The organism is Bradyrhizobium sp. CCBAU 51745, assembly GCF_028128715.1.
Classification (GTDB): domain Bacteria; phylum Pseudomonadota; class Alphaproteobacteria; order Rhizobiales; family Xanthobacteraceae; genus Bradyrhizobium; species Bradyrhizobium manausense.
Genome location: NZ_LBJP01000006.1, coordinates 912 through 22,490 on the forward strand (window position 1 = coordinate 912; position 21,579 = coordinate 22,490).

A 21,579-nucleotide genomic window follows, 5' to 3' on the forward strand; every position below is an offset into this window, starting at 1 on the left:
CCCCCCCCCCCCCCCCCCCCCCCCCCCCCCCCCCCCCCCCCCCCCCCCCCCCCCCCCCCCCCCCCCCCCCCCCCCCCCCCCCCCCCCCCCCCCCCCCCCCCCCCCCCCCCCCCCCCCCCCCCCCCCCCCCCCCCGATGGGCCAATAAGCGACATTTCGAAATGAGAGAGGCCGCCAACTGAGCCGGTCTCAACGCGGAAATCCCTTCTTCTCAGATCTTTCCGATATTGGAGTTTCTGGCGTCGTGAAGGCTCTTTATCAGGGAGGACAGTGCTTGGTCGGCCTCGCTGTAGCCGCCAGCACCAGCGATCCTGTCGAGCTCTGCAATTGTCAGCTCGCGCTTCTCGTCATTCAGTTTGATTGAATTCCGATCACGAATATCGCGCATCGTCGTTCCCTTTAATCTCTCGATGAAGACCAACCTCAGCCCGTAGCCGATGGGATACCCGACGCCGAGATTACAGGATGTGATGAGTGTCACGTAGCCGACATCTGGATGTCCTCCTTGGGCCCCAGTAACGGAATTCCTGAGCTCCGGTCGGACCATGCCCCAGATGGGTCGTCAGCTCGCGCTTCTCGTCATTCAGTTTGATTGAATTCCGATCACGAATATCGCGCATCGTCGTTCCCTTTAATCTCTCGATGAGGACCAACCTGAGCCCGTAGCCGATGGGATACCCGACGCCGAGATTACAGGATGTGATGAGTGTCACGTAGTCGACATGTGGATGGCGGCAGGATGCGACCGCCGGCAACATCGTCCCGTATCGAGGTTCGGAGGGACGGGATCATGGCGACATCCCGCTGCCCGAGTTGGCCGGCTTGGCCGCTAAACTCCGAAATGAAGGCTTGGAGGACGTCGAAGACATCATTCGTGGAATGCAGGAACACTTCGGTTTAGGAAGGCTCGCCGCATCCACCCGGGAGCGTTTCGAGGCAGCAGCGTCCGTTACCGGTTGAGCTAAGGTTGAGAGCCGATTTAAAGGCTGCACACCACCGATGAACGCATTCAAGGCAGGCCATCAAGGCAAGGGGTCGCCCGAAGGAAACGTCAAGCCTGAGAATAAAGGCCTCTGCACCAACCCAATTTATTCCGCCGCCTGACTGTTCAGCTCCGCAAATTTGGCCGCCATCGTCGAGTTGCCGCGGGTTAGCTTCTTGATCGTGACATCCTGGGCTTTGTCGTTTGCGAGGCGCAGGTTGCGATCCGCCCCGATCAAAGCATCTTTGGTTTTCTGCAGATGGTCGATGGATTTGTCGATCTCGTTGATCGCCGTCTGGAAGTGCCTGGACGCAAGATCGTAGTTCTTCGAGAATGCGTTCTTGAACGTCTCTAGCTGGTTCTCGAACTGGGTGATGTCGATGTTCTGCGCCTTTACGAGGGCCAGTTCCGTCTTGTATTTTACCGAGTTGATGGCGGCATTCCGCAACAGCGTGATCATCGGCAGAAAGAACTGCGGGCGTATCACGTACATTTTGGGATAGCGGTGAAAGACGTCGACGATACCCGCGTTGTAGAGCTCGCTGTCGGGTTCAAGCAACGATACCAAGACGGCGTACTCGCAGCCCTTCTCGGTCCGGTCGCGATCGAGTTCCTTTAGAAAATCCTCGTTCCTGCTTTTTGTTGCAGTCCTGTCGCTTTGGTTCTTCATCTCGAACATGATCGAGATGATCTCGGTGCCGGCCTCATCCGAGTCCCGAAAAATGTAGTCGCCCTTGGAGCCGGTACGCGCGTCGTTATCCTTCTCGAAATATGCCCGGGGGAAGGCCATGGAGCGCACCCGGTTGAACTCGATCTCGCAATGCTGCTCGAGGGTCTCGCCGACCATTTTGGTCGACAGGCGGGCCTTCATGTCCTTGAGACGCTCGATCGCGTCATCGCGATCTTTGATTTGCGTTTCGTATCTGTCCTTGAGCGACTGCTCAGAAAGCTGCTTTTCCAGCCGCACCTGCTTGATGCCGCTTTTCAGCTCGTCGCGCTCTTTCTCTATCGCACTAAGCGCTTCGGTGACAGCGAGCTTTTTCTCGAGCTCCACGGCCTGAAGCTTGGCTTTCAGCTCTTGGATTTCCCTATCCTTGGCAGCAGAGATCTTTTGCTGCTCGCTGGCCAGCAACGCCTCCGCAAGCTCCGAGGCGGCTTTCTTTTCGCGCTCAGCCTGGGCAAGGGCGTTCGCCAGCATGTCACGCTCTTTCTCAACGACAGTGAGCGCGGCGGTGACGGCAAGCTTTTGTGCGACCTCGCTCGCCTCAAGTTTCGCCTTCAGCTCCAAGATTTGGACATCCTTGGCGGCCGCGGTCTTCTGGAGATCGTTACCCACCTGTGCCTTGGCCAGTTCAACCGCAGCGTGCTTGTCGCGCTCGGCAAGTTCCAGCCGTTCGTGGATTTGCCTGTCGAAATCCTTGTCGCGCACCTGCTTCAGAATCTCGGCATAACCGGATTCGTCGACTTTGAACGCTTTGTCGCAGTGGGGACAGATGATCTCGTGCATTCTTCTCAACCGACGGCTGTCGGCAAGTTCTCGCGGCCCGGAACCCCCGCGCGGTGATCAGGTCAGCACCTGCGAACACCCTGCGTGGCGGCCGCGGCCGCTCCAATGAATCACGTGAACAAAATTAGAACCCCGAGACTCTACAGGTCAAGCGGCAAGCGGCCGCCGCCTGCATCCGCCGCCGGCAATCCCCTACTTTCGGATCACGACCCGGGGAGATCCGACAGCAAACGAGCGGCGGAGAGATGATATCCGATGCTTTGAAGTCGCTCGACGCTTGGCGTCGCAAGCAAGAGGATCTTCCAGGGCGCCCTGAGGCGATCCGCCGCCTCGTTGAGCTCGGGCTTGCCAGATGTGACGGCTACTTTCCATTTGATACAGGGAATTTCGCTGCATTCTCCGCTGCGACAGCCAAAGCCCGGGAGAGCCTGAGCGCCTGCTTAGCCGTCAGCTGGAAATGGACGCCAACAGCGCTTGCGATCGCGACAGTGATCTCGTCATCGATCTGCTCGACTGCGATCGCGGCCGACTCGTCAATCTCAATTTGGTCGATAAGCCCGGGCCAGCCGGTCTCTTGCGCCATGTCTGCACTCTCCAATGCTCATTCATATATTAGCAACCATATGAATAAACCGCAACCTAACCGAGTGCTAACAATCTGATCGCAGGTTAGGAGAAGGTACCCACCCACGTACATCATCGTTGCCAAACAACCGGGACCGCTTCGCTACCTGCCTCTCTGCCCGGAGCGGCGCTTCTCACAAACCAATCTCTGAAGGCCGGGGAGATTTTGAGATGGAGGGCTCGAGCTGTCGCAGTGAAAAAGCACCCTTCCACTCATCGATCTGAAGAGTGGTACCAATTGTGGTACAACCAACTTTACGTAGACCGGCCTTACAGCTAAGCTATTGAAATCGCTTGGTAGCTGGGGAGGGACTCGAACCCCCGACCCCAGGATTATGATTCCCGTGCTCTATAATTCGCGTCGACGGCCGCCGAGGGTCCAGGCGCTTAAGGTTCGAAGATGGTCGAGTGGACGAGCCTCCACATTCAGTGCTCTCGCTCTTGCCGTCTCATGCGTTCACCGCTCTGGGTTTGACGAGCGCCTTCCTTATCGTGTCCGGGTTGTTCATGGCCGTCACGGACGGGCTCCCTGACTGTCGCCCGCACAAACGAATGTCCGTTCTCAAGATGACGAGCGATGCGCTCCTTGGCGAAGGCCATAATGTTCTGACGAGCATTCTCGTCGTTCGGCAGAGCGCGCTCGACCAGCTTGTTGATGACGACAAGCTGGGATTTGGCCGCGAGCAGGTCGGAATCATGCGCAGCCGCCGGCCGGTCTGCACGGCGTGCCTCCACCGTCACATTCCACATGTTGCGCCACATCTGGCGCCGCTCAATGCCGGCGATTCCCGTGGCGGCGTCTATGGACTTGATCGCCCTGATGACGGGTTCGACGCCGTCCCTGCGCAGAGAGATGCGGTCGCCAGGCCTGGCGCCGCTATCTGCGACGTCCGTTACAATGCCGACGCCCCACACCTGATGTCGCCGGCCATCGTCCAGCTCGATGGCTACATAGGTCGACGGCTCCGCGTCGGCGCGGTTGCGGTAGGGGCCAATACCGACCTCCATCAGACGTCCGGAAACGCCCTTGTCGTAATCGAGCCTATCGGCCCGGGTTGACCTGTCGGAGATCCAGCGAGCCTCCACATCTTTGGTCCGGGCGTGGGCTCGATCCCATGCGACTCTTCGGTCAGCCAGCGCCTGGCCATCAAGCTCGCTTGGTTGATAGCCCTTCACGTCCATCCCGCGTGCGCCAGCCTCGAGCCAGGCCTCGCGCCGGAACTCGACGGAACCTCGAACGTGAAGTGCCTCCCACTGGCGATGTTGTGCCACGCTGACCATATCCCTGATCACCTCGGCGGCAGCTATGCGGGTGACCAGGCGATCGTCAGTGGCCTTGAACGCGAGGTACTCTTTCCGCTCATCGGCATAGAGCCGCGCTTCGCGGGCAGAGCCATCCTTTTCGGATTCACTTGCGACTACGTAATATTTGCGCCGGATGCGATCCGGGAGAGCATTGTCCAGAGGTTCCGTGGGGGAAGACTTGTCGGTGGCGGCCTCGCTTCCGGAGTGGTCGCTCCCCTTTCTGTTGGAAGCGTCCGCGGCACGACTTTGCCGTTCGAGGCTGAACTCGTTGCTGTCACGTGTGTCGTTCATGCTGCTGCTCATTCCGCTTGCGGCCGGGCCGTCGCGCCGGCGGGATGGCTTGGGCGTCGATGTAGCTCAGCACCCAGGCTTTCATGTCGGCTTCGGAGAGGCCTTCAAGGTCGACATCCACATCCCCGAAATCGAAACTGGCGTTTGCGGGAATCGTGGCGGGATCGGCCACCTCCTCGTCTGTCATGGGCCGCGCCCGCAACACCATTCGCAGCTCCGCAATCTCTGACCGCAGCTCCTTGATTTCGGCGTCGAGCAGTGTGTTCGAGCGTCCCTTGGGCAGCTCTGGGACTGGCGCCGGCAGCAATCGCTGGAGGAACGCTTTGTCCTCGTAATAGATAATCTTGTCGGCGATGATGGGCGGAATGCCAGTACCAAGAATGAAGGCCTTGGATTTTGGAAGAAGCTTGAGCTCTTGCGGCAGCATCAGAGCGCGACGATGCTCTGATACCGTCTCGCTGATTGCTCGCATCGCAAGCCCCTTTGGCCCGCTGCGACTACGCGCGTTCACCGTCTCATATCCGATGCGCTCCGAGAGCTCATTCGCCACGTCCTGCTCCTTCGGCGCAAACACGACCTCCACGGCGTGGTTGGTCATGAAATTGCGGGCAGCATCAATCCCGTAGATCGCGCGCAACTGGGCCGGGCTTTGGACCACCGTGAGAAGACGGATGCCGTATCCGGCGATGAAGGCCACCGACTTTGCCAATACATTGACATTGCCCAGCGCTGGGAATTCGTCGAGCAACAGCAGCACCTTACGAGTGAGCTTGGGGTTTTGCTCCGGCAGTTCCCGGGTGTTGAGGTCGACTACCTGCTGGAAAAACAGATTCAGAAGCGGTGCCATCCGGTCGAGATTGTCGGGCGTCACCCCGAGATAAATCGACATGGGCTCTTGGCGTAGCTTCCGCAGGTCAAAATCATTGGTCGAGGTTGCGGCATCGATGCGGGGATTGAGCCAGAGGCCGAGCCGTGCCGTCACTGTCTTGCGGACCGAATTCAAGGTGTTCTCGGAAGCAGCGAGGAAATCGTTCAGGGCCGTGATGCAGTGCCCCGATAGCGGGGAAGGGCCGGCTTTGCGGTTGGCAATGACCTTGTCGAAATGGGATTTCAGATCCTGGGTCGCCGACAACTGGCGTAGGATTTCGCCAATCGTCAATGGCAAGCCCGGCGTTTCCGCGATATAGCCGCCGATCGCCACAAAGGATGAACGCGCCGCCTCAAACCAGAACGGATCCCCGCGGCTCTCGGCCGGAAACAGCATCACCGCAATCCGCTGCAGATCGTCGTAGAGGTCGGCTGGATCGCTGCGCACATAGCCCAGCGGATTATAGCGGGCGGTGCGGCCGTTCTCGTCGAGCGGGTCGAACAGATGGACCTCCTGCCCGTGGCTGGCGCGAAAGCCGGCCGAGCGATCCCAGTTCTCCTTCTTCACATCCAGCGCAACAACCGAATCCGGCCAGTTCAGCAAGTTCGGAATGACATAGCCGACACCCTTCCCGGCGCGCGTTGGGGCATAAAGGAGGACGTGCTCCGATCCGCCGAAGCAGAGCATTTTCCCATCCTTGCGGCCGAGTAGCAGACCGTCCTTGGATCGCAGGCCGGCGGCCTTGATCTCGCGCTCGGAGGCGAAACGGGCCTTGCCGTGAAGGGGAAGTGGACGTTGCCGCAGGATGGTGCCGAGCAGGCCAAAGACTACAATCAAGCCAGCGAGGGTCGACAGCGTCAGCCAGCGGTCGAAACGCGGATCGGCTCCATAACGCAGCCAGCCTGTCGCGATCTCTGACCAGTGAAAGCCGCCATCGTGAAGCCTGAGCCCAAGCAGCAGAACGTTCGAGGCGACCAGCAAGAAGACTGCGCCGGCCCCGAGCGTCAGTGCCGTGCCAAAGGCAGCCTTAGCGGGCGTGGTCGCGTTTGCGAACGGGGTCATAGTAGATTTCCGAAACGCGGTATCGGCCATTGCGCTTCTGCATCTGGACCACGACGTCGACGAGATGCAGCAAGAGGGAACGGATATCGTCGCGGTGGAGGTCGCGTCCCTCATCACTTTCCTTGACCAATAAGGTCATCTGTTCAAAGGCAAGGCGGGCGCTGTCGGCGTGAACCGTCGTGATCGATCCCGGATGCCCCGAATTCACATTCCTGAGATAAAAGAAGGCGGTGCCATCGCGCAGCTCCTGCAGCAGAATGCGGTCGGGCCGCATCCGCAACGACGATTCCAGGAGCTCGCGCGGGCCGATCTTGGCCACGCCCTGCCTGTCCTTGGCATAAAGCAGCCGGACGCAATTCTGATGCGGGATGACCAGCTCAGCGGTGTCTTCAATGGTGATGAGCCGTTCATGGGCCGGGATAGCAGCAATCAGCGCCTTGGACAGAGTGGTCTTGCCGGACCCGGTCGCCCCCGAGATCAGGATATTGCGGCGGGTGCGCACCGCGAGCTCAAGGAATTCGCGCCACTGGCCGGCTTCCTTGAGGGCGAGCAGTTGATGCTCGTCGGCGGCCAGCTCGTCGGTGGCGAGGCGGACCTCATCAAACAGCTCTGCCCGCTCAAGCGCGCTCAGGTCCATGGTCAGTGTTGAGGGCTTGCGGATCGTCAGGCTGATCGTATCCGCTGGGACAGCGGGCGGCACGACGATTTGACAGCGCTCCTCGCCGATCAGGCTGGTCGATACCACCGGGTATTCCGGCCCTATGTCCTGACGAGTGTGACTGGCGGCTGCCGTTGCAAGATGTGAGAGGTAAGCCTGGGTGAGGGCCGCTACCTCGTGCCGTGCCCAACCGTCTGGCCCTTCCACGAAAACCTCGCCCGGGCGGTTGACGACGATTTCAGTGAGGGTGTTGTCGGAAAGGTATGGCGCCAGCGGCTCGAGGTAGCGCGCCAGCACCAACCGTCCGCCATCGCGTTCGATGGATGCGACTGGCCTCATTTGGTCACCACTGCCGGCCCGACGATGCCTCCGGGGAGGGTGCGGTCGAGAATCTGGGTGCGGCTTTCGATCCGTTTGAGTTGGTAGACCGATGAGAAATCGAGGTCGCGCGCGACAAAGATATTCACGAGCTCGCCCTGGTTCTTGCTCAGCGTCGGCGGGATGTTGATTGACTGCTCGACGGCGATGCCGGCGGCGGTGTTGGTCGCGCCGGCCGTGTTGTTGATCTGGATCGAGCCGTCTTGCAATTGCTGGCGCCCGATCGAAGAGGCATCGCCGACGATCGACAACAACAGCGCCGAGCCGAAGCGCTCCCAAAAGTGTGTATCGATGTCGCCGTCGAACCCAGCCCGGCCGAGCGCATCCGTGGCGGGCGAGGCTAGCGCCACGATGACGCCTGTCGGCGTCTTGGCGCGAGCCCATAGCACGAACATCCGTTTGGAGCCGCGTCGGACATTGCCACGATATTCCCCGACCACTTGCGTGCCCTTTTCCATCAGCACCACGTTGCCCGAATCCGACATCACGTCGCGCAACACGACGCAGGAGACGAACCCCGCCACATCGGACGACATTGCGGTCTCAAGGACGCAAGGGATTGCAGTGCCCTGGGTAACCAGAAGATTGCGATTGGGCAGCCGCACCGCCCGCACGCCCTCGATCGGCGTGGGTTTGAGCTTGTCGGCAAGCTCATTGCGTGGCTCGGCCCGCCCAAAATCATAGGGATCAACGGGGACGCCACCGGTCGCGACGTTAGGGGCCGGTCGTCCCGATGCGACCGGCCGATTATAGGCCAGCACCGGTGCGCGCCGCGCGCTTTCCAGCATCTGGTCCGGAGCTGGCGCGGGGGCCGCCGGCGTGGCTGAGATAGGTGGAACCGGAATGGATGCCGTGGTCATGGGTGCGGCAGGTGGTTCCGCGGCGGGCTCAAAGGCGGCTGCTTGGCGGATCATGAGCTTGCGGGCGGACTCGCCGACCGGCTTGTCGCTTTTCCAGGTTCCCCAGATGATCAGAAATGCGAATGCGGTGAGCGCGAGCGCGCCGAAGCCACGCTTGAGCATCGCCGTTCGGCCATTGTCCCCTCCTCCGACCGGCGTAATGCCACGTTCGCCGGCAAGCGTCTCATTCTCATGCTCGGTCATGTTGTCCGCCTATCGTGCCTTGAGGGTCGGAGATGGCCTCTTCGCCCTTCGCTCGATCGAGGGGCTCGTGGTGTTGGTGCCGGGATTGACGCCGACAGCATCGAACCCTTCGTTGAAGATGCAGAGCACGATGTCGCCCTTGCGCAGCCGAAACTCGCGGGCGGTGGCGTGGACCACCACGAGCTCGCCGCGCACGTCCTTAGGGACGAGACTTTCAGAGCCGTCCGAGTTGATCAGGTAGATCGCCGGGATCTCCCGATTGCCAGCGAAGCGGAAGGTGGTTTCCTTGCCGTCATCGAAAACGGCTTCGGGTTCGAGATCAGTCGAGCCCTGGGCCGAAAAGCGCCAGTTCCGTGCGCCGTAGGCATGATGCAGCTCAAACGTCTGATCGATCAGCGCGCCTTCCCGCTCGGCGCCGCGCGTCGCCGCCTCGATGCGCCGGCGCTCGAGCTCGTCGCCCGGGTAGGCAAAGCGGACAACGAAGTAGCTGTCGGCCAGCGTCGTCTCGGCGATCGACAACTCGAACTGATAGGAGCGCTTGCGCCCATCCGGCCGGGTGGTGACGACCTGCAGATTGGTCGGCGGGTGTTTTTCGCGGGGCTTGAGGAACAGGATCGAACCCGCCGGTGCAACTTCCCATGCGATCGCGTCCCCAATCGCGACATGCGCGATCTCCTCGTCATCGGCAAAGACGACCTGGGTCGAGGCGCGGATCACGCCGTTGAGGCGGACAACATTCGTTGGGTCGTAGGTCACGGTGCGCACGCGCGCATCGTGCTGACCCGGTGCCGGCTGCTGCAGAGCGAGCACAGGCCCCGCGAATCCGAGGCCTAAAGTGATCAGAAGCACGAAACGTTTCATGGCACGACCTCCGGATCGGCGCGATATTCCGAAACCAGGAACCCGAGAGGATTGATCAGGCGGTCGGCGGAGGACATCGGCGCGTTGGCGTAAGAGAAGGTCAGGGTCGAGACCCAGTGGGTCACATGGGTCTCCTCGCCCTTGCGGCTCTCTTTCATGAACCGCACAGACGCGACGTTGTCGGCGAGCAGCGAAATCGCCTTGATACGCACCGTCGCGACCCCGAAACGGCCTTGAACGACCTGGGGACTTTCGGGATTGGAGCCGCGGTACCAGGCCGCAAAGCGGGCCTGTTCGCCCTGCCCCGAGAGCAGCGAGATCGTGCGGAAATTGGTTTCGGCTTCCGGGTAGCTGTAACCCTCCCGCGCGCGGACGTAGCGTCCAAGGAAATATTTGGTGACGGCCTCGTCGTAGCGTGCGGGCGTCGAATTGAGGGCCGAGACGGTGTCGACAATGCCGGTGGCATTGTCGACCCGGATGACGAACGGCTCGACGGTTTTTAGGGGCGCCAGCGCTGCGACCGCGCCGACCGAGGCAACCGCCAAGACGCAGGCGCCCGCGGCAATCATCCATGCTGTTCGCCGCGAGCGATGGGCCGACAGAAGCAGATCCTGCTCCCATCGCCGCGCATTCTCGAAATAGCTCTTCAGGTCATCATGTCCGACCATCTCACGCCTCCTTGCCGCAAGAGCGGTAAGAGGCCGCGATGTCCGCCCAGCGGCCGGACGGGGCGAGATGGGTCGACGGTGCGGACGAGTTGCCCTCGCCCTTCCGGATGATGGGTGCGGATGGCGAAGCTTGCGGCTCAGGTGTCGCGGATGGTGCGCCGGACTCCCAATCCCACAACGAGCGATTAAGCGGCCGCCGAGCCAGGCCATCGCAGGAGGGCGGCCCCTTTGACCAGTTCGCGCAACCGCCAAGCTGCCATGCGATGACGCAAATAATGAATAGTCGACGCCACATCATTCTGATGCCCCTGTCTTTATCGTCGCCTGATCCCGGCGATCTTCGCTTACGTTGTCGAGGTCCCCTGGGATTGGACACGCCGGATGCTGCCGCCCTGGCGGCTAGCCCGTACTGCGGCGAGACCGCGGCTGGCCGACCAGCGCGCGCCGGCATAGGCCCCTCCTGCCGCAGCCGTGGCGTTGGCAATCAGTGGGTTTGTGACCAGCCGGCTTGCGAGCGATGCCCCACCACCGGCGAGACCGCCTGCGATTGTCGGCAGTTGAAGCGCGATATATCCGGACAGACCGAGCACGGCACTGATGGCGACCGCGGCGACCACCATCTCGCCCGCCGTTCCTGCGTTGGCTCCAAACCTGTCGATGAAGCCGCTGACAGTGGACAGCATCAACCCGACCAGCGCGACAACCAGGACCAGGAGGATCACGAAGTTCGCGAGCTGCCGAAGCCAGGCTTCTGTAAACGGGCGCGTCGCCTCAAAGAGTCCCAGAGCAATGAAGATCGGTCCAAGCGCGATCACGACGCCAAGTCCCACTTTGGCGTAGAGCAGAATGGCAAATTGCAGGAACGACCCGACGGCCACAAAGACCAGGAGAATGGCCGCGATCAGTGCAGGCGCGATATTGGTCAGGCCAGCCTGCTCATAGATCTTGTTAGCGACGTCAATTCCTTTTGAAAGGAGTTGATCAAACGGCGCTCCGGAACTGGTATTCAGTCCAGAACCCGCCAGCGCATTGCCGATCTCCTTCGGCAAAGACTCGAAGAACAATCCCGTGACGTAGTGTTGGAACGCGCTCGCGTTGGTTGCTAGTAGCACCACGACTACGATCCGCATCGCGCGCCAGGCGAATTCCATGATCGGCTCAGTGATCGCGGCCCGCATCACCGCGAAGCCGTAGAGAATGACATAGAGCATCACGGCCATACGGAGTGGACCACCAACGTAGGACGCGAGATTCGATACCGAGGTCGACACGAACGTCGTGATCGGCTGTTCGAATTCCTTGAGGAAACTGTCGAAGACGTTTATGGCCATCGCGGCGGTCCTTACTTGAGGGCGTCTTTCATCTCTTGGATGGTGATCTTATTGCGGGCCTCATTTGCGTTGATGCAATTCGGCGTCTTCCCGAGCGCACCAGGATCGTCGCGGCACGCCTCGAGAGCGATTGCAAGCTCTTCCCGATGATCCAAAAACCAGCCGACCGTGTTCGTCGGCTGAGTGTTGCTAGCCTCGTTGCAGCCGGTAAGAGCCGTGGCGACGGTAACCAGCAGAATGGAAGTCGCTATTCTCATTGCAGCGCCGCCTTCATTTCATCGACCAGTTGGCGCTGTTTCTCTCGTTCCCGCTGACCATCCATATCCATGCGGGCCTGCTGGATCATTGCTAGACCCTGCATCCGAAGCACGTCGTTCTGCAGCAGCGCCTGCTCGGCCTGCAGCCGCGCTGAGAGATCGAGGATCTCCTTGGCGTCGGTCGCCGAGCTGATCCGAGCTCTGAGCTCCTCGAGTGCGTCGACGCGCTGCGAGGCAGCGTCGTACACCGCCTGGCCCATGGAGTGCTTCGCCCCGGTCTGCCGGGCGATCCGGTCGAGTTCGCTCTGGTAGTACGAGTTGCCGCTGTTGCCGGTATAAGCGCGGTTCTGCGCAAGATAATGGTTGATAGCGTCCGCGAAGTTGCCGCCACCCTGCCCCGCGACAAGGCGTTCGATGTCCGAGAACTGTTGTGGCAGAACTTTCCGGAACTGTGGCGTGTTCAAGAGCGCGCCAATATCGTTGGCATTCGTTCGCTTGTTGAAGCTGTCATAGAGCTGCTTGGCTTGATTCAACTGATCCTGCGCGACCTTGAGCTGCGACGTCAGGGTATCGACCTGCTTCTTCAATTCGGCCAGTTGCTCAAACTGCCGCGCATACACACTTGGATCGAATACGATCTCAGCCGCTGCGGGTCTGGGCATCAAGAGAGTGACGGCAGACAGGGAGGCGAGAAGAATTGGGATGCGATGAACAATCATTGGGCTTTCCTCCGCTCCGCGTGAAACACCGGCAGCCATTGAGCGGGGTCGTCGCCGACCTGCTTGCGAATGCGGTCGAGGAGCTCGACGGTTTCGGTGCGTCCCGACAAGACGGCGAGCGCATCGTCGAAACCGCCAAGGTCGAGTTCCGCCGCCACCGAGTTGTGGCCTTGCTTGACCAAGAAGCGCCGGCTTTCAGGAGCTAGCTCCTCCTTGATCAGGCGGAATTCCGTGTCGGTCAGATGGAAGCCATCGACATAGTCCGAGCGTGTTCCCCGCGCGTTTGGCAGGAAGATTTGGGTCGGGCATTGCTCGACAATGGTGTGCGCGATCGGCGAGGCCAGCGCGTCGCGCGGCGACTGCGTTCCGAACACCATGACGCCATTCTGCTTGCGGATGGTTTTCAGCTTGTTGTTGGCGAGATCACGGAACGCCTCGTCTCCGAGCGCCTTCCAGAACTCGTCAATATCGATGATCAGGCGCCGGCCGTCGATCAGCCGCTCGACTCGGTGAAACAGATACATCATGAGTGGCGTGCGAACGGTCGGGTGATCTAGGAGATCGGTCATGTCAAAACCAATGAACCGGGCGTCGAGACCGATCGCATCTTGATCACCGTCGAGCACCCACCCGAAAGGCGCGCCCCGGCACCATCGCTCCAGCCGCGCACCGATCCCCTCGCGGTCTTGCTGGCCGAGAAAAGCCCGGAGCGTGCCGAACGAGCGTTCCGCCTGCCGCAATTGACCGAGCGCTCGCAGTCCAGAATCGATACGCTCCTCCTCGATCACGGTCAGCGGCCGGTCGTCCGGCGTAACGAGTTTCCGAACCAGTTCGCCCAGGAAGGAAAGATTCGCCGGCGTCAGCTCCAGCGCCTTGAGCGGCGCGCACCCGGTCGGGGCGCCGTTGTGGAGCGTCAGATACGTGCCACCGGCGGCGCGCACGAAAATCTCGGCCCCCCGGTCCTTGTCGAAGAAAACGTAGGACGCACCAAGTCGCTCCGCCTGCGACAGCAGGAAGTTCTGCACGACGGTCTTGCCGGACCCCGAGGGGCCACAGATGAAGGTGTTACCGAGGTCGCCATGATGAAAGGAGAAATAGAGGGGCGAGCCAGACGCGGTCTTGAGCATCGCAACCGCCGGTCCCCAATGGTTGCCCGCGGGCTGTCCGGTCGGATAGGTATGGAACGGCGACAATGCCGCGAAATTTCGTGAGTTGATCGCCCCCGTGCGAGCGCGGTATTTGAACAGACCAGGAAGTTGCGCCCAGTAGGCCGCTTCAAGTCCAAGATCTTCCCGGGCGACCACCGCACCCGCATCGGCCAGTGCACGCCGTGCCACGCTCATGTGTTCCTGCAGCTGCGACGGTGCATCGGCGTAGACCAGCAGCGAGAGGTGATGGTCTCCGAGCACGAACCGGTTGGATTCGAGATCGTCGAGCGCGTCAGAGAGCTCGTCGATCTGCGAGGCGGCCGGATCCTGGGCCGAGACTAATTGGTTCTGTTTGCGGGTCAGAACCGTCTTGGCGTCAGCTTTCGCCAAAAACGCGAATGATTGTGTGACGATGAGCTCAAACGGCGCGGAAAGGAGCGCGTTCAACAGGCCCGGCCGGGTGGAGGCGGGATATTCCTTCAGCCCGAACATGCCAGCGAAGCGCGACCCGCCCGGCCTGCGGATCTCGAGGGCCTCGCAGCCGAAGATGACGCGGTTTGAATAGAGTGCCGGGCCAATAGGCCCTTTCAGCAATGGCATCGCCATCCATTCACCGGAGGCGAGTGCATGGAGCAACTCCATTGGTTCCGAGAAGGTGATGCCGTCGCGCTCGAACAATCCAACCGCACGGGCGCCGTAACGGTCGAGTGCCGCGACGATATCTCGCGTTGCGTCGTCCAACCGTTTCAGCGCCCTGCTGTCCACCTCGGCGGCATTCGCAGCGCTTCGGCCGAGCCGCCGAAAGAAAGCGGCGGCCGTATCGGTAGCCGCTCGGCCGGGATGACAAACCAGAGTCAGATAGAGATCGTTGCGAAACAGCGCTTCCTTGCAGAGTTGTTGGCGATATTGAGCGTCGAGCGCCGCTGAGAAGGCCGATCGAAAGGTGCCGTCGGGATACACCGACGTCCGGCGGCGCACCAGGTGGCTCCAAATCGCGAGCTGCGGATCTGCAACATTGCGCAGCGTGAGATTTAGCTTACCGTGAAGATCATTCAGATCCGCGATCTCGGCAGTCTCGAACGAGGTACCGTCGATCCGGATCACCGTCAGCAGGGCTCGGGTTGTCAGACTGATCACCGTGCCCGTGACATGCCGGCCGAATGGCATATAGACATCGGGCTCGATCTCCCGGTTTTTAAGCGCCCTATTGCGCATAGCCGAGCTCCTTTGTTCGATATCTCCGGACCAGCTTGAGTGGCGTGCAGGACGAGCCGCCCCAGAATGCGGCATTGCGCGCGCGCCCGCGGGTTTCGATCCAGGCCAGCAGAATCCGAAACATGTTGGGGTCATGGCGGCAGATGATCCGGCAAAGCCCATGGATCGGAATCGCGACCAGGCCGTAGACGATGCTTCCAGCGACCAGGAACATGATGCAGGAGAACATCACGTTGAGCGCCATAGCTTCCATCGTCACGCCGGCGACCATGGCGGGCCGCGTGCAGGCGAGGAACAAGGTGTCCTCAGTGAGAGGCGCGGCCTCAGCCATCAGCGACCGCCGGTCAGCGTTGAGACCACCTCAGAGGCGCCAAACGTAATCGCGACGCCGAGCACGACATAGGCGGCCTTGCGCAGATCGAGGTAGCCGAACATCCAGGCGATGCCGACGATGATGACGGCCAGCGTCGCCAGAAGGCGAGCGACGTTGCCAGTCAGCATGTTGACGATGTTCTGCAGCACGCCCTCGATATTCGCGGTCTGCGCCAGTGCCGGCTCGACCAACGCGATGCTGAGGACGGCTCCCATGCAAAGGAGGGCAGCGGAGTGTTTAAGAGGTGAAGTCATGACACGGCTCCTATTGACGATGCAGAAGGCGACTGCCTGGACTGCGGGAGTGAGTTGAGCGAGAAAACGACATTGCTCATCGTTTATAGACGAAGGCAGACGTACCTAGTCCTGAGCGATAGACGTCCCAGCGTGGGGGCTCGCTCTCAGATCGTGCGGGTGGGTTGATCCTCGTATCACCGCTGGCGCGATCACTATCGGCAGTTGCCATTGGCTGGATGGGAGACTCGGGCGCTCGTCTTGGAACCGCGAAACTTGCGACGACGTGCGCGATTGCTTGATCGCGGTCTGTCCCCTTTATGCTCGACGCATCAAGTCGCGCGTCGAACAATCTGCCAAGGCCAGCTACGTGCTGGCATGCATCGAAGGTCGTGGCCGCTGTCAGCCCGGCCTTCTTTGTTTCCTCGGCATCAAGTTGAGCGAGACCCGTTCGGACCTTCTGGCCGGTGGCGATGGCTTCTGTCGTGAGCCGGATGGCTTCGTCACGATCGGTAGCCTGAATCGGAACCGGTTTGCGCCCTTCAATCGTGATGAGCAGCGGCTCGAAGGAGCTCGCCTGCCGCACGATAGCGGTCAGCGGCTGGACCATTGCCCTCGGCGCGCATCGTTCGAGCAGTGCCGTGAATGCAGCGGGATCCATGGTGAGAGCCTTCTTTTGACAGGTGTTGAGGGACGTTCGATGCTAAGCCGCGAGTGACAGGCTTGACGGCGCAGCAATTGCCCGCCCTGAGATTTGCCCGGCCGCGCGGATCGCGCCGAGAGCGTCCTCGGTGATCGGCAACAAGCCAGCCACCGCCTTGGTCACTCCGATTTGACGAGGCGCGCCGAGGCGGTCGAGGTGCCATCCGGCCCGACGCAGAATGCGTTCCATGCGAAGATCAGTGACGGTTGCGATGGCCCGGAGATGGTGCTGCAGGCCCCATTCGATCATTGCTGCTAACAGCAGGAACGTCGCTTTGCGCAAACCATTCTCTGCTGTTGCCTCCGCAAGCTTGGTGTCAACGCAAAAGCGCGAGCTCTCCCAGATCCTGCTAGTGTTTGGCGCCGCATTGCCATCCAGCAGCATCGGGAACGTATCGGCAAGCATGTTGCACCCGGTGGTGGGGAGTAGGCGCACGCAACCGATAACGTCATCCTGCTCAAGCGCCAGCAGATAAGTCGGATTGAATGCATCGTACTGATCGATCTCTAGTCCGTCAGAGACCGAGACTTCCCAGTCAAGCCGCTCCTTGAACACGCGCCCTCGTAGGCGGTGCATTCCCAGCGTCAGTTCGGAGTCGTGCAGGAGCGCCGTACGTGTGCACACAATGACCTTCATTTTTAACCTCAAGCTTACGAATCACAGCTTCGAGATCAAGAAAGCAGCCGCGGTCACGGCGTTACGCTGTCAGTTCTGACAGGGCGTTTATGGGACTCCTCGTGCCGCAAAGCTGCCGCATCATCGCAATACACGGTCTGCACGTGTAGCGCGAATCGTCAAAGTTATTCGCGTTCTAAGGGCTAGGAAGACGACGAAGTGGTGCAATGAAGGATGTCAAACGAGCGTGCGGCGAATTTGTCGATTGTCTTCACTCTGCCTATACGGAAGATGATTTTCGGCGCATCGCGGAACGAGCTGCGCATGCATTGGGATTTCGGTGGTTTGCTTATTTTGGTCGGCGCGTGAATGGCCCCAATCTGATCTCATCCTATCCCAAGAGTTGGACCAGCCACTATTTTCGCGAAGGATATCACAACATTGATCCCGTTCTTCGGGAACCGCGAAATACGAGCCGAGTATTCCTGTGGGATGGCCGTGAGGCGCGAAGCGCAAAATCGCCGAAAGAGCGACGTCTGTTTGACGATGCACTGAGTTTCAAGATCAGGACCGGCCTGACGGTTCGCATTCCCTCGAGTCAAAACCAGTTTGCTGCGTTTACGCTTGCGGTCGACGAGCGCAGCCTGGGACTCGATCGTTTCATTGCGGCCTCGCAAGAGATGTTGGAAATGGTGGGTCTCATCTATCATGCGCATGTGAGCGCCAGGATTGGACGCACCTCGGCAGCAGGCGAGATCGTTTGCGCTCTGACTCAACGCGAGCGGCAGTGTCTCGCCTGGATCTCCGATGGCAAAACGATGCAGGATATTGCCCAGATCCTCGGTGTTAGCTCGCGAGGTGTGAAGTTTCATCTGGACAACGCCAGGCGCAATCTAGCTGCATTGACCCTCCCGCACGCTGTGGCGCTCGCCTTTCGGCAGGGATTGCTCCCGTAATGCGAAAAACAGCTCTCCGGATTGTAAGAAGTTCCAAGATCAACGGTTTAAGCAGGATGCTAGGTCAGGCGTTGCATTCAAGGCGCGGGGTCCTTTGGAACATAACCACGGCGCCTTTTACGGACGAGCCACGCCTCGAGCGCTTCGACGGCCTGGACCCTCCCCGCAAACAGATCCATCCGCCGGCGGCCGCGTTGGCCGAGGCGGCCCCATTCGCGCACCAACGCCGTGTCACCGAACAGAGTCGGCTCGATCGTGAGGACATAGAACCTGGCCATGTTGCAGGCCGGATCGCACCGTTGGAGCACGAGGTATGGCACCGTGAGTTCGGACATGCGTAAGAATCGCAACTGTCGAAAGCACCGTCCAATTAATTTATCGAATCGATCAGCCTTCTCGATTCAGAAGTTTAATACCGAAAGCCATTGAGGTGTTCAGCGATCGATCTCGGAAAATATATGCGCTGTTGTGCGCCTCTGGTTGCGAAGAAAGCGGGCGTCGCCCTGCGGGCCGGGCTGGAGGCTGCACTGAAGCCCCGCGAGCGGGTCTTCGCCCTTACGGACTGCCATCGCTGACGCGAAGCGGCCCGAGTCCCCGAACAAGCCAACTGCCGAGTCTATCGGAACCCCGCGCATAAGCATCGGACCTGAACCCGTAAATGCAAGCGACGCCTTTGGCCTAGAGGACATCGAACGGCAGCGGAAACTTCGCGGAGCGACGGCAAGGCGGCCAAGTCGACGTTCGCTCCGGATAAAACGGCGGCTGTTCTCGCAGTCAACAGATCGACACTGCATCCGTGGCACGAGCCATGTGCGTTTCGGCTCATATGCTCCTGGTGAAGGACCAACCCCGCTCTCAAATGGGCGTTCCTTGGTTCTGGTGCGGCCTTCCACGATCAACCCGCAAGGGGTTCGCTACGCAAGCGTGCGACCTCTCCGGCTCCGCCTACGAGGTGACCGCAGCCACCCCCGAACACGTCGGCGCCTGTCGAGCGGGGATGGTCCCCGCCGCAAGACGGGAGCCTTCAATGTCGCACAATCTCGCCCTCGCTCAGAACCACGCCTTCGATCTGGCCCGCACGCTGATGGTGCCTGTCATCCTTTTCCAGAGTGAGAACGAGTTTGGCGTGATGGTCTCCAGCGAATACGACGGCGACCAGGACGCCATCGTCCATGAATACGATCCCTGGTGCCCGGCTCATTGAGCCGGGTGACCGGCTGCCGCTGGCGCCATGCCGGCTGCAAGGGAAGCTTCGCCGCGCCCAGCCATCTGACAAATTCGACAGCTTGTCCGCGCGCCCTTGCGCCCGGCAGGCTTCGCGGCCGGTCGGAGATGTGCCGCAAGGCCAGGAACAAGTGAGACCAACAGAAGAAGGGGCCGGTCGTCGCCTGCGCGACGCCGGTACAAACAATGGACAAGAGAGCAATCGAAGAGCTGCGCGAAAAGGTCGGCTGCGCGGCCCTTTTGGAGAAAGACGGCTGGAAGGTTGACCTCAAGGAAAGTACCCGGCGTGCGATCAAGTATCGCCGCGACACCAACATCATCATCGTCATCCACCAGGGCCGCGGCTGGTTCGATCCGTTGTCGCCGGCGAAAGGGGACGTGTTTACGCTCGCCAAACATCTCGGTGCCGATGGCTTCGTCGAGGCATGTGATCGTGTTGCGGATTTGGTTGGCTTCGTCCCCTGCGCGCCAGCGTGGCAGCGCCCGGCAAGGCCCAAGGCCGTCGCCTCCATTGTAGAGCGGTGGGGACATCGCTTCAGGCCGCGCCCCGGCTCGCCAGCCTGGCGCTATCTCACCGGCGAGCGCCGGCTGCCGGCAGACATCGTGAAGCAGGCGGTCGGTAGCGATCTGTTGCGCGAGGGCCCCCAAGGCAGCATGTGGGCTGCGCATATCGATTCTGCTGGAGCGCTCACAGGCTGGGAGGAGCGTGGACCGGCATGGCGGGGCTTCGCCACGGAAGGCGGGAAGGAGCTGTTTCGCTTTGGGTCGGAGGAATCCGAGCGGATCTGCATCACCGAGGCGGCTATTGATGCGATGAGCCTCGCCGCGATCGAGGCCGCGCGTGCCGACACTCTTTATGTCAGCACCGGCGGCGGTTGGTCGCCCGCAACCGATGGTGCCATCCGCGACTTGGCCAAACGCGCCAACGCTTGCCTCGTGGCGGCGACCGACAACAATCGGCAAGGCGACATCTACGCCGATCGTGTTCGCGCCATCGCGGCGGACGCAAGTGCGCGGTATGACCGATTGCGACCCTGCGCGGGCGACTGGAATGAGGATTTAAAGGCCTGACGGCGACCACTTGATGTGGCGCGCGACAGCGACGCGCAGGCTGCGCCAAGGCCTCCGCATGAGTGGGTCTCCGATCCTTCGGCGTTGAGGGAAGGAAAAAGGAGGTCGAACAATGAGGAAAGGGAAATGAAATGAAATGAGGCGCTGCCGCACGCCCGGCCGCCGCGTCAAGGGTGAAGCTTCGCCCGCGTTCCGCGGCCCTTGACCCGCCGGACCTGCGATGCGGCCGGTGAGGAGGTGTGATGAAGGACTGAAGTGACGAAAGGATCAGGCGGATTGCTCGCGCTGTCAGTCCGGCCAGGCCAAGAGGAGCCGCCGATGCACATTTTACCGTCCGTCCGCAAAGTCTTTGAAGGCGTCGCGACGCGCCACGAAATGCACCGCATGTTCAATCGCCATCGCGGCAACCCCGCCATAGCCGAGGGAGAGGCCCAGCGGCTGTTCGCTGGCGAGTGGTTCGAGATCGCGGAGTCCGAGCATGATTTCATGCTCGACATCCTGCCGCCGCTTTGGATGCGCGGCAATATGTTTGCAATGCGCGAATTCATGACGGGCAGCGTCACCAGCATCTTCTTCGCCGTCGCCATCGACGGAAAGCGGCGCTGGTTCCATGGCTATTGCGATCTTTCCGATCGGCGGTCGCCCGATCGGATGAAGGCGGCGATCATCGAGCGCGAGTCACGGCCCGTGCGCGCGATGACGCGCGACGAGCGGCTCGAGCACATCTGGTCGAGCACGCATGACGACTATCGCGGCTATGCCGGCGAGCGCTGGCCGCAGGCCATTCGCGGCCGCCGCACAGTGCTCGTCTATGCCGGCCAGAGCGGCACGGTCCTGAAGCTGCTCGACGACCTCACCGAAGCAGAGATCGCGGCGAAGCTGCCGGTGCAGTTCCGCCATCTGCCGGAGACAGTCTCGCGAAAGCTCGCCCGGCAGGATGGTGCGATCGAAACGTTGCGGGCTCGATGCGCGCCGGAGTCTCGCCCCCCCTCATGACGACCCGGAGCGCGTACATCGCAAGGACGAGTGTCTCGGTCCTGCCGACTGTCGTCCGCGGAAGCGGCACGGCGCTGCGGCCTACCGGGCCGAAGCTGACCTTGCGGTTCGCTCAGGCGAACGTCTTGAGCACAGCGCGGAGCTGGGCTCTGCAGGGTCGAACCTTTCCAAGTTTTCGGCAACCCGCCCGGACCCTGTCGGCTCTCCCCTCGGGTTTGCTGCGGTCTGCGCCGCCGGCGGTCCGCTTCAAGGCCAAGTCGCAAGCGACCAGAGACCGCCGATCTCGACAAGGCCCGGCCGCGTCCGGCGCAGGGCCCCAGCAAGCTGGACCCTGCTTGTCCGCAGCCGGGCCTTGCTCGCCTGGCGGTCCCCGGACCTTGAAGCGGCCCTCATCCCGGCGGCGCTCGGCGACCGCACCCGAAGGGAGGTCCG

General features: G+C 61.3%; 22 protein-coding genes. 4 read left to right on the forward strand and 18 right to left on the reverse strand.

Annotated elements, in window-relative coordinates:
• Positions 1 to 210 precede the first annotated feature (210 nt).
• The 17 genes from XH98_RS06780 to XH98_RS06860 form a co-directional block, all read right to left on the reverse strand.
• Complete coding sequence (locus XH98_RS06780) at positions 211 to 480, reverse strand: hypothetical protein (RefSeq protein ID WP_220004626.1); 270 nt, start codon at positions 478 to 480, stop codon at positions 211 to 213.
• A 607-nt stretch (positions 481 to 1,087) separates the two neighbouring features.
• Complete coding sequence (locus XH98_RS06785) at positions 1,088 to 2,488, reverse strand: DUF2130 domain-containing protein (protein WP_271618173.1); 1,401 nt, start codon at positions 2,486 to 2,488, stop codon at positions 1,088 to 1,090.
• A 361-nt stretch (positions 2,489 to 2,849) separates the two neighbouring features.
• On the reverse strand, positions 2,850 to 3,071 hold the full coding sequence (locus XH98_RS06790) for a hypothetical protein (protein ID WP_271597441.1): 222 nt from the start codon (positions 3,069 to 3,071) through the stop codon (positions 2,850 to 2,852).
• 467 nt (positions 3,072 to 3,538) lie between these two features.
• Entirely contained in the window at positions 3,539 to 4,708 is a 1,170-nt protein-coding gene (locus XH98_RS06795) for an LPD7 domain-containing protein (protein WP_271618174.1), read from the reverse strand.
• Positions 4,692 to 6,638: a type IV secretory system conjugative DNA transfer family protein gene (locus XH98_RS06800; RefSeq protein WP_271618175.1), complete on the reverse strand. Its 1,947-nt coding sequence runs from the start codon at positions 6,636 to 6,638 to the stop codon at positions 4,692 to 4,694. Before XH98_RS06800 ends, XH98_RS06795 begins: the two co-directional genes overlap by 17 nt.
• The gene (gene virB11 / locus XH98_RS06805) at positions 6,604 to 7,635 is read right to left on the reverse strand and encodes a P-type DNA transfer ATPase VirB11 (RefSeq protein ID WP_271618176.1); all 1,032 of its coding nucleotides are present in this window, start codon (positions 7,633 to 7,635) and stop codon (positions 6,604 to 6,606) included. The genes XH98_RS06800 and virB11 overlap by 35 nt, the downstream gene beginning before the upstream one ends.
• Positions 7,632 to 8,777, reverse strand: coding sequence for a type IV secretion system protein VirB10 (gene virB10, locus XH98_RS06810; RefSeq protein ID WP_442868556.1), 1,146 nt, complete (start codon positions 8,775 to 8,777; stop codon positions 7,632 to 7,634). The genes virB11 and virB10 overlap by 4 nt, the downstream gene beginning before the upstream one ends.
• A 9-nt stretch (positions 8,778 to 8,786) precedes the next feature.
• A complete protein-coding gene (virB9, locus tag XH98_RS06815; RefSeq protein ID WP_271618178.1) occupies positions 8,787 to 9,638 on the reverse strand; it encodes a P-type conjugative transfer protein VirB9 in 852 nt (283 codons plus the stop codon).
• Positions 9,635 to 10,306, reverse strand: coding sequence for a virB8 family protein (locus XH98_RS06820; RefSeq protein ID WP_271597447.1), 672 nt, complete (start codon positions 10,304 to 10,306; stop codon positions 9,635 to 9,637). The genes virB9 and XH98_RS06820 overlap by 4 nt, the downstream gene beginning before the upstream one ends.
• A 344-nt stretch (positions 10,307 to 10,650) precedes the next feature.
• The gene (locus XH98_RS06825) at positions 10,651 to 11,526 is read right to left on the reverse strand and encodes a type IV secretion system protein (protein ID WP_271618179.1); all 876 of its coding nucleotides are present in this window, start codon (positions 11,524 to 11,526) and stop codon (positions 10,651 to 10,653) included.
• Between the two features lie 122 nt (positions 11,527 to 11,648).
• Positions 11,649 to 11,894, reverse strand: coding sequence for an EexN family lipoprotein (locus XH98_RS06830; protein WP_271618180.1), 246 nt, complete (start codon positions 11,892 to 11,894; stop codon positions 11,649 to 11,651).
• A complete protein-coding gene (gene virB5, locus XH98_RS06835) occupies positions 11,891 to 12,613 on the reverse strand; it encodes a P-type DNA transfer protein VirB5 (protein WP_271597450.1) in 723 nt (240 codons plus the stop codon). Before virB5 ends, XH98_RS06830 begins: the two co-directional genes overlap by 4 nt.
• Entirely contained in the window at positions 12,610 to 14,976 is a 2,367-nt protein-coding gene (locus XH98_RS06840; protein WP_271618181.1) for a VirB4 family type IV secretion/conjugal transfer ATPase, read from the reverse strand. The genes virB5 and XH98_RS06840 overlap by 4 nt, the downstream gene beginning before the upstream one ends.
• Entirely contained in the window at positions 14,966 to 15,307 is a 342-nt protein-coding gene (locus XH98_RS06845; protein ID WP_271597452.1) for a type IV secretion system protein VirB3, read from the reverse strand. Before XH98_RS06845 ends, XH98_RS06840 begins: the two co-directional genes overlap by 11 nt.
• Positions 15,307 to 15,603 (reverse strand): TrbC/VirB2 family protein, encoded by a 297-nt coding sequence (locus tag XH98_RS06850; protein ID WP_025038371.1) that lies wholly within the window; start codon positions 15,601 to 15,603, stop codon positions 15,307 to 15,309. The genes XH98_RS06845 and XH98_RS06850 overlap by 1 nt, the downstream gene beginning before the upstream one ends.
• A gap of 76 nt (positions 15,604 to 15,679) precedes the next feature.
• Positions 15,680 to 16,243 (reverse strand): type IV secretion protein, encoded by a 564-nt coding sequence (locus tag XH98_RS06855; RefSeq protein ID WP_271597453.1) that lies wholly within the window; start codon positions 16,241 to 16,243, stop codon positions 15,680 to 15,682.
• A gap of 42 nt (positions 16,244 to 16,285) precedes the next feature.
• Entirely contained in the window at positions 16,286 to 16,921 is a 636-nt protein-coding gene (locus XH98_RS06860; protein WP_271597454.1) for an acyl-homoserine-lactone synthase, read from the reverse strand.
• A gap of 206 nt (positions 16,922 to 17,127) precedes the next feature.
• Between XH98_RS06860 and XH98_RS06865 the strand changes: the two genes are divergently transcribed.
• Complete coding sequence (locus tag XH98_RS06865) at positions 17,128 to 17,856, forward strand: autoinducer binding domain-containing protein (protein ID WP_271597455.1); 729 nt, start codon at positions 17,128 to 17,130, stop codon at positions 17,854 to 17,856.
• Between the two features lie 77 nt (positions 17,857 to 17,933).
• Here XH98_RS06865 and XH98_RS06870 read toward each other — a convergent pair whose 3' ends face one another.
• Complete coding sequence (locus XH98_RS06870; protein ID WP_271597456.1) at positions 17,934 to 18,191, reverse strand: WGR domain-containing protein; 258 nt, start codon at positions 18,189 to 18,191, stop codon at positions 17,934 to 17,936.
• A 692-nt stretch (positions 18,192 to 18,883) separates the two neighbouring features.
• Here XH98_RS06870 and XH98_RS06875 point away from each other — a divergent pair.
• The 3 genes from XH98_RS06875 (at position 18,884) to XH98_RS06885 (ending at position 21,147) form a co-directional block, all read left to right on the forward strand.
• Positions 18,884 to 19,060 (forward strand): hypothetical protein, encoded by a 177-nt coding sequence (locus XH98_RS06875; RefSeq protein ID WP_271597457.1) that lies wholly within the window; start codon positions 18,884 to 18,886, stop codon positions 19,058 to 19,060.
• Between the two features lie 206 nt (positions 19,061 to 19,266).
• A complete protein-coding gene (locus tag XH98_RS06880; RefSeq protein WP_271618182.1) occupies positions 19,267 to 20,151 on the forward strand; it encodes a DUF3991 and toprim domain-containing protein in 885 nt (294 codons plus the stop codon).
• 318 nt (positions 20,152 to 20,469) lie between these two features.
• Entirely contained in the window at positions 20,470 to 21,147 is a 678-nt protein-coding gene (locus XH98_RS06885; RefSeq protein ID WP_271618183.1) for a DUF1419 domain-containing protein, read from the forward strand.
• The last annotated feature ends 432 nt before the right edge of the window (positions 21,148 to 21,579 follow it).

Excerpts from the sequence above, each read along its gene's own strand:
- XH98_RS06785 (WP_271618173.1), bottom strand. The coding sequence starts at position 2,488 with ATGCACGAGATCATCTGTCCCCACTGCGACAAAGCGTTCAAAGTCGAC.
- XH98_RS06790 (WP_271597441.1), bottom strand. The coding sequence starts at position 3,071 with ATGGCGCAAGAGACCGGCTGGCCCGGGCTTATCGACCAAATTGAGATT.
- XH98_RS06795 (WP_271618174.1), bottom strand. The coding sequence starts at position 4,708 with ATGAACGACACACGTGACAGCAACGAGTTCAGCCTCGAACGGCAAAGT.
- XH98_RS06800 (WP_271618175.1), bottom strand. The coding sequence starts at position 6,638 with ATGACCCCGTTCGCAAACGCGACCACGCCCGCTAAGGCTGCCTTTGGC.
- virB11 (WP_271618176.1), bottom strand. The coding sequence starts at position 7,635 with ATGAGGCCAGTCGCATCCATCGAACGCGATGGCGGACGGTTGGTGCTG.
- virB10 (WP_442868556.1), bottom strand. The coding sequence starts at position 8,777 with ATGACCGAGCATGAGAATGAGACGCTTGCCGGCGAACGTGGCATTACG.
- virB9 (WP_271618178.1), bottom strand. The coding sequence starts at position 9,638 with ATGAAACGTTTCGTGCTTCTGATCACTTTAGGCCTCGGATTCGCGGGG.
- XH98_RS06820 (WP_271597447.1), bottom strand. The coding sequence starts at position 10,306 with ATGGTCGGACATGATGACCTGAAGAGCTATTTCGAGAATGCGCGGCGA.
- XH98_RS06825 (WP_271618179.1), bottom strand. The coding sequence starts at position 11,526 with ATGGCCGTGATGCTCTATGTCATTCTCTACGGCTTCGCGGTGATGCGG.
- XH98_RS06830 (WP_271618180.1), bottom strand. The coding sequence starts at position 11,894 with ATGAGAATAGCGACTTCCATTCTGCTGGTTACCGTCGCCACGGCTCTT.
- virB5 (WP_271597450.1), bottom strand. The coding sequence starts at position 12,613 with ATGATTGTTCATCGCATCCCAATTCTTCTCGCCTCCCTGTCTGCCGTC.
- XH98_RS06840 (WP_271618181.1), bottom strand. The coding sequence starts at position 14,976 with ATGCGCAATAGGGCGCTTAAAAACCGGGAGATCGAGCCCGATGTCTAT.
- XH98_RS06845 (WP_271597452.1), bottom strand. The coding sequence starts at position 15,307 with ATGGCTGAGGCCGCGCCTCTCACTGAGGACACCTTGTTCCTCGCCTGC.
- XH98_RS06850 (WP_025038371.1), bottom strand. The coding sequence starts at position 15,603 with ATGACTTCACCTCTTAAACACTCCGCTGCCCTCCTTTGCATGGGAGCC.
- XH98_RS06855 (WP_271597453.1), bottom strand. The coding sequence starts at position 16,243 with ATGGATCCCGCTGCATTCACGGCACTGCTCGAACGATGCGCGCCGAGG.
- XH98_RS06860 (WP_271597454.1), bottom strand. The coding sequence starts at position 16,921 with ATGAAGGTCATTGTGTGCACACGTACGGCGCTCCTGCACGACTCCGAA.
- XH98_RS06865 (WP_271597455.1), top strand. The coding sequence starts at position 17,128 with ATGAAGGATGTCAAACGAGCGTGCGGCGAATTTGTCGATTGTCTTCAC.
- XH98_RS06870 (WP_271597456.1), bottom strand. The coding sequence starts at position 18,191 with ATGTCCGAACTCACGGTGCCATACCTCGTGCTCCAACGGTGCGATCCG.
- XH98_RS06875 (WP_271597457.1), top strand. The coding sequence starts at position 18,884 with ATGTCGCACAATCTCGCCCTCGCTCAGAACCACGCCTTCGATCTGGCC.
- XH98_RS06880 (WP_271618182.1), top strand. The coding sequence starts at position 19,267 with ATGGACAAGAGAGCAATCGAAGAGCTGCGCGAAAAGGTCGGCTGCGCG.
- XH98_RS06885 (WP_271618183.1), top strand. The coding sequence starts at position 20,470 with ATGCACATTTTACCGTCCGTCCGCAAAGTCTTTGAAGGCGTCGCGACG.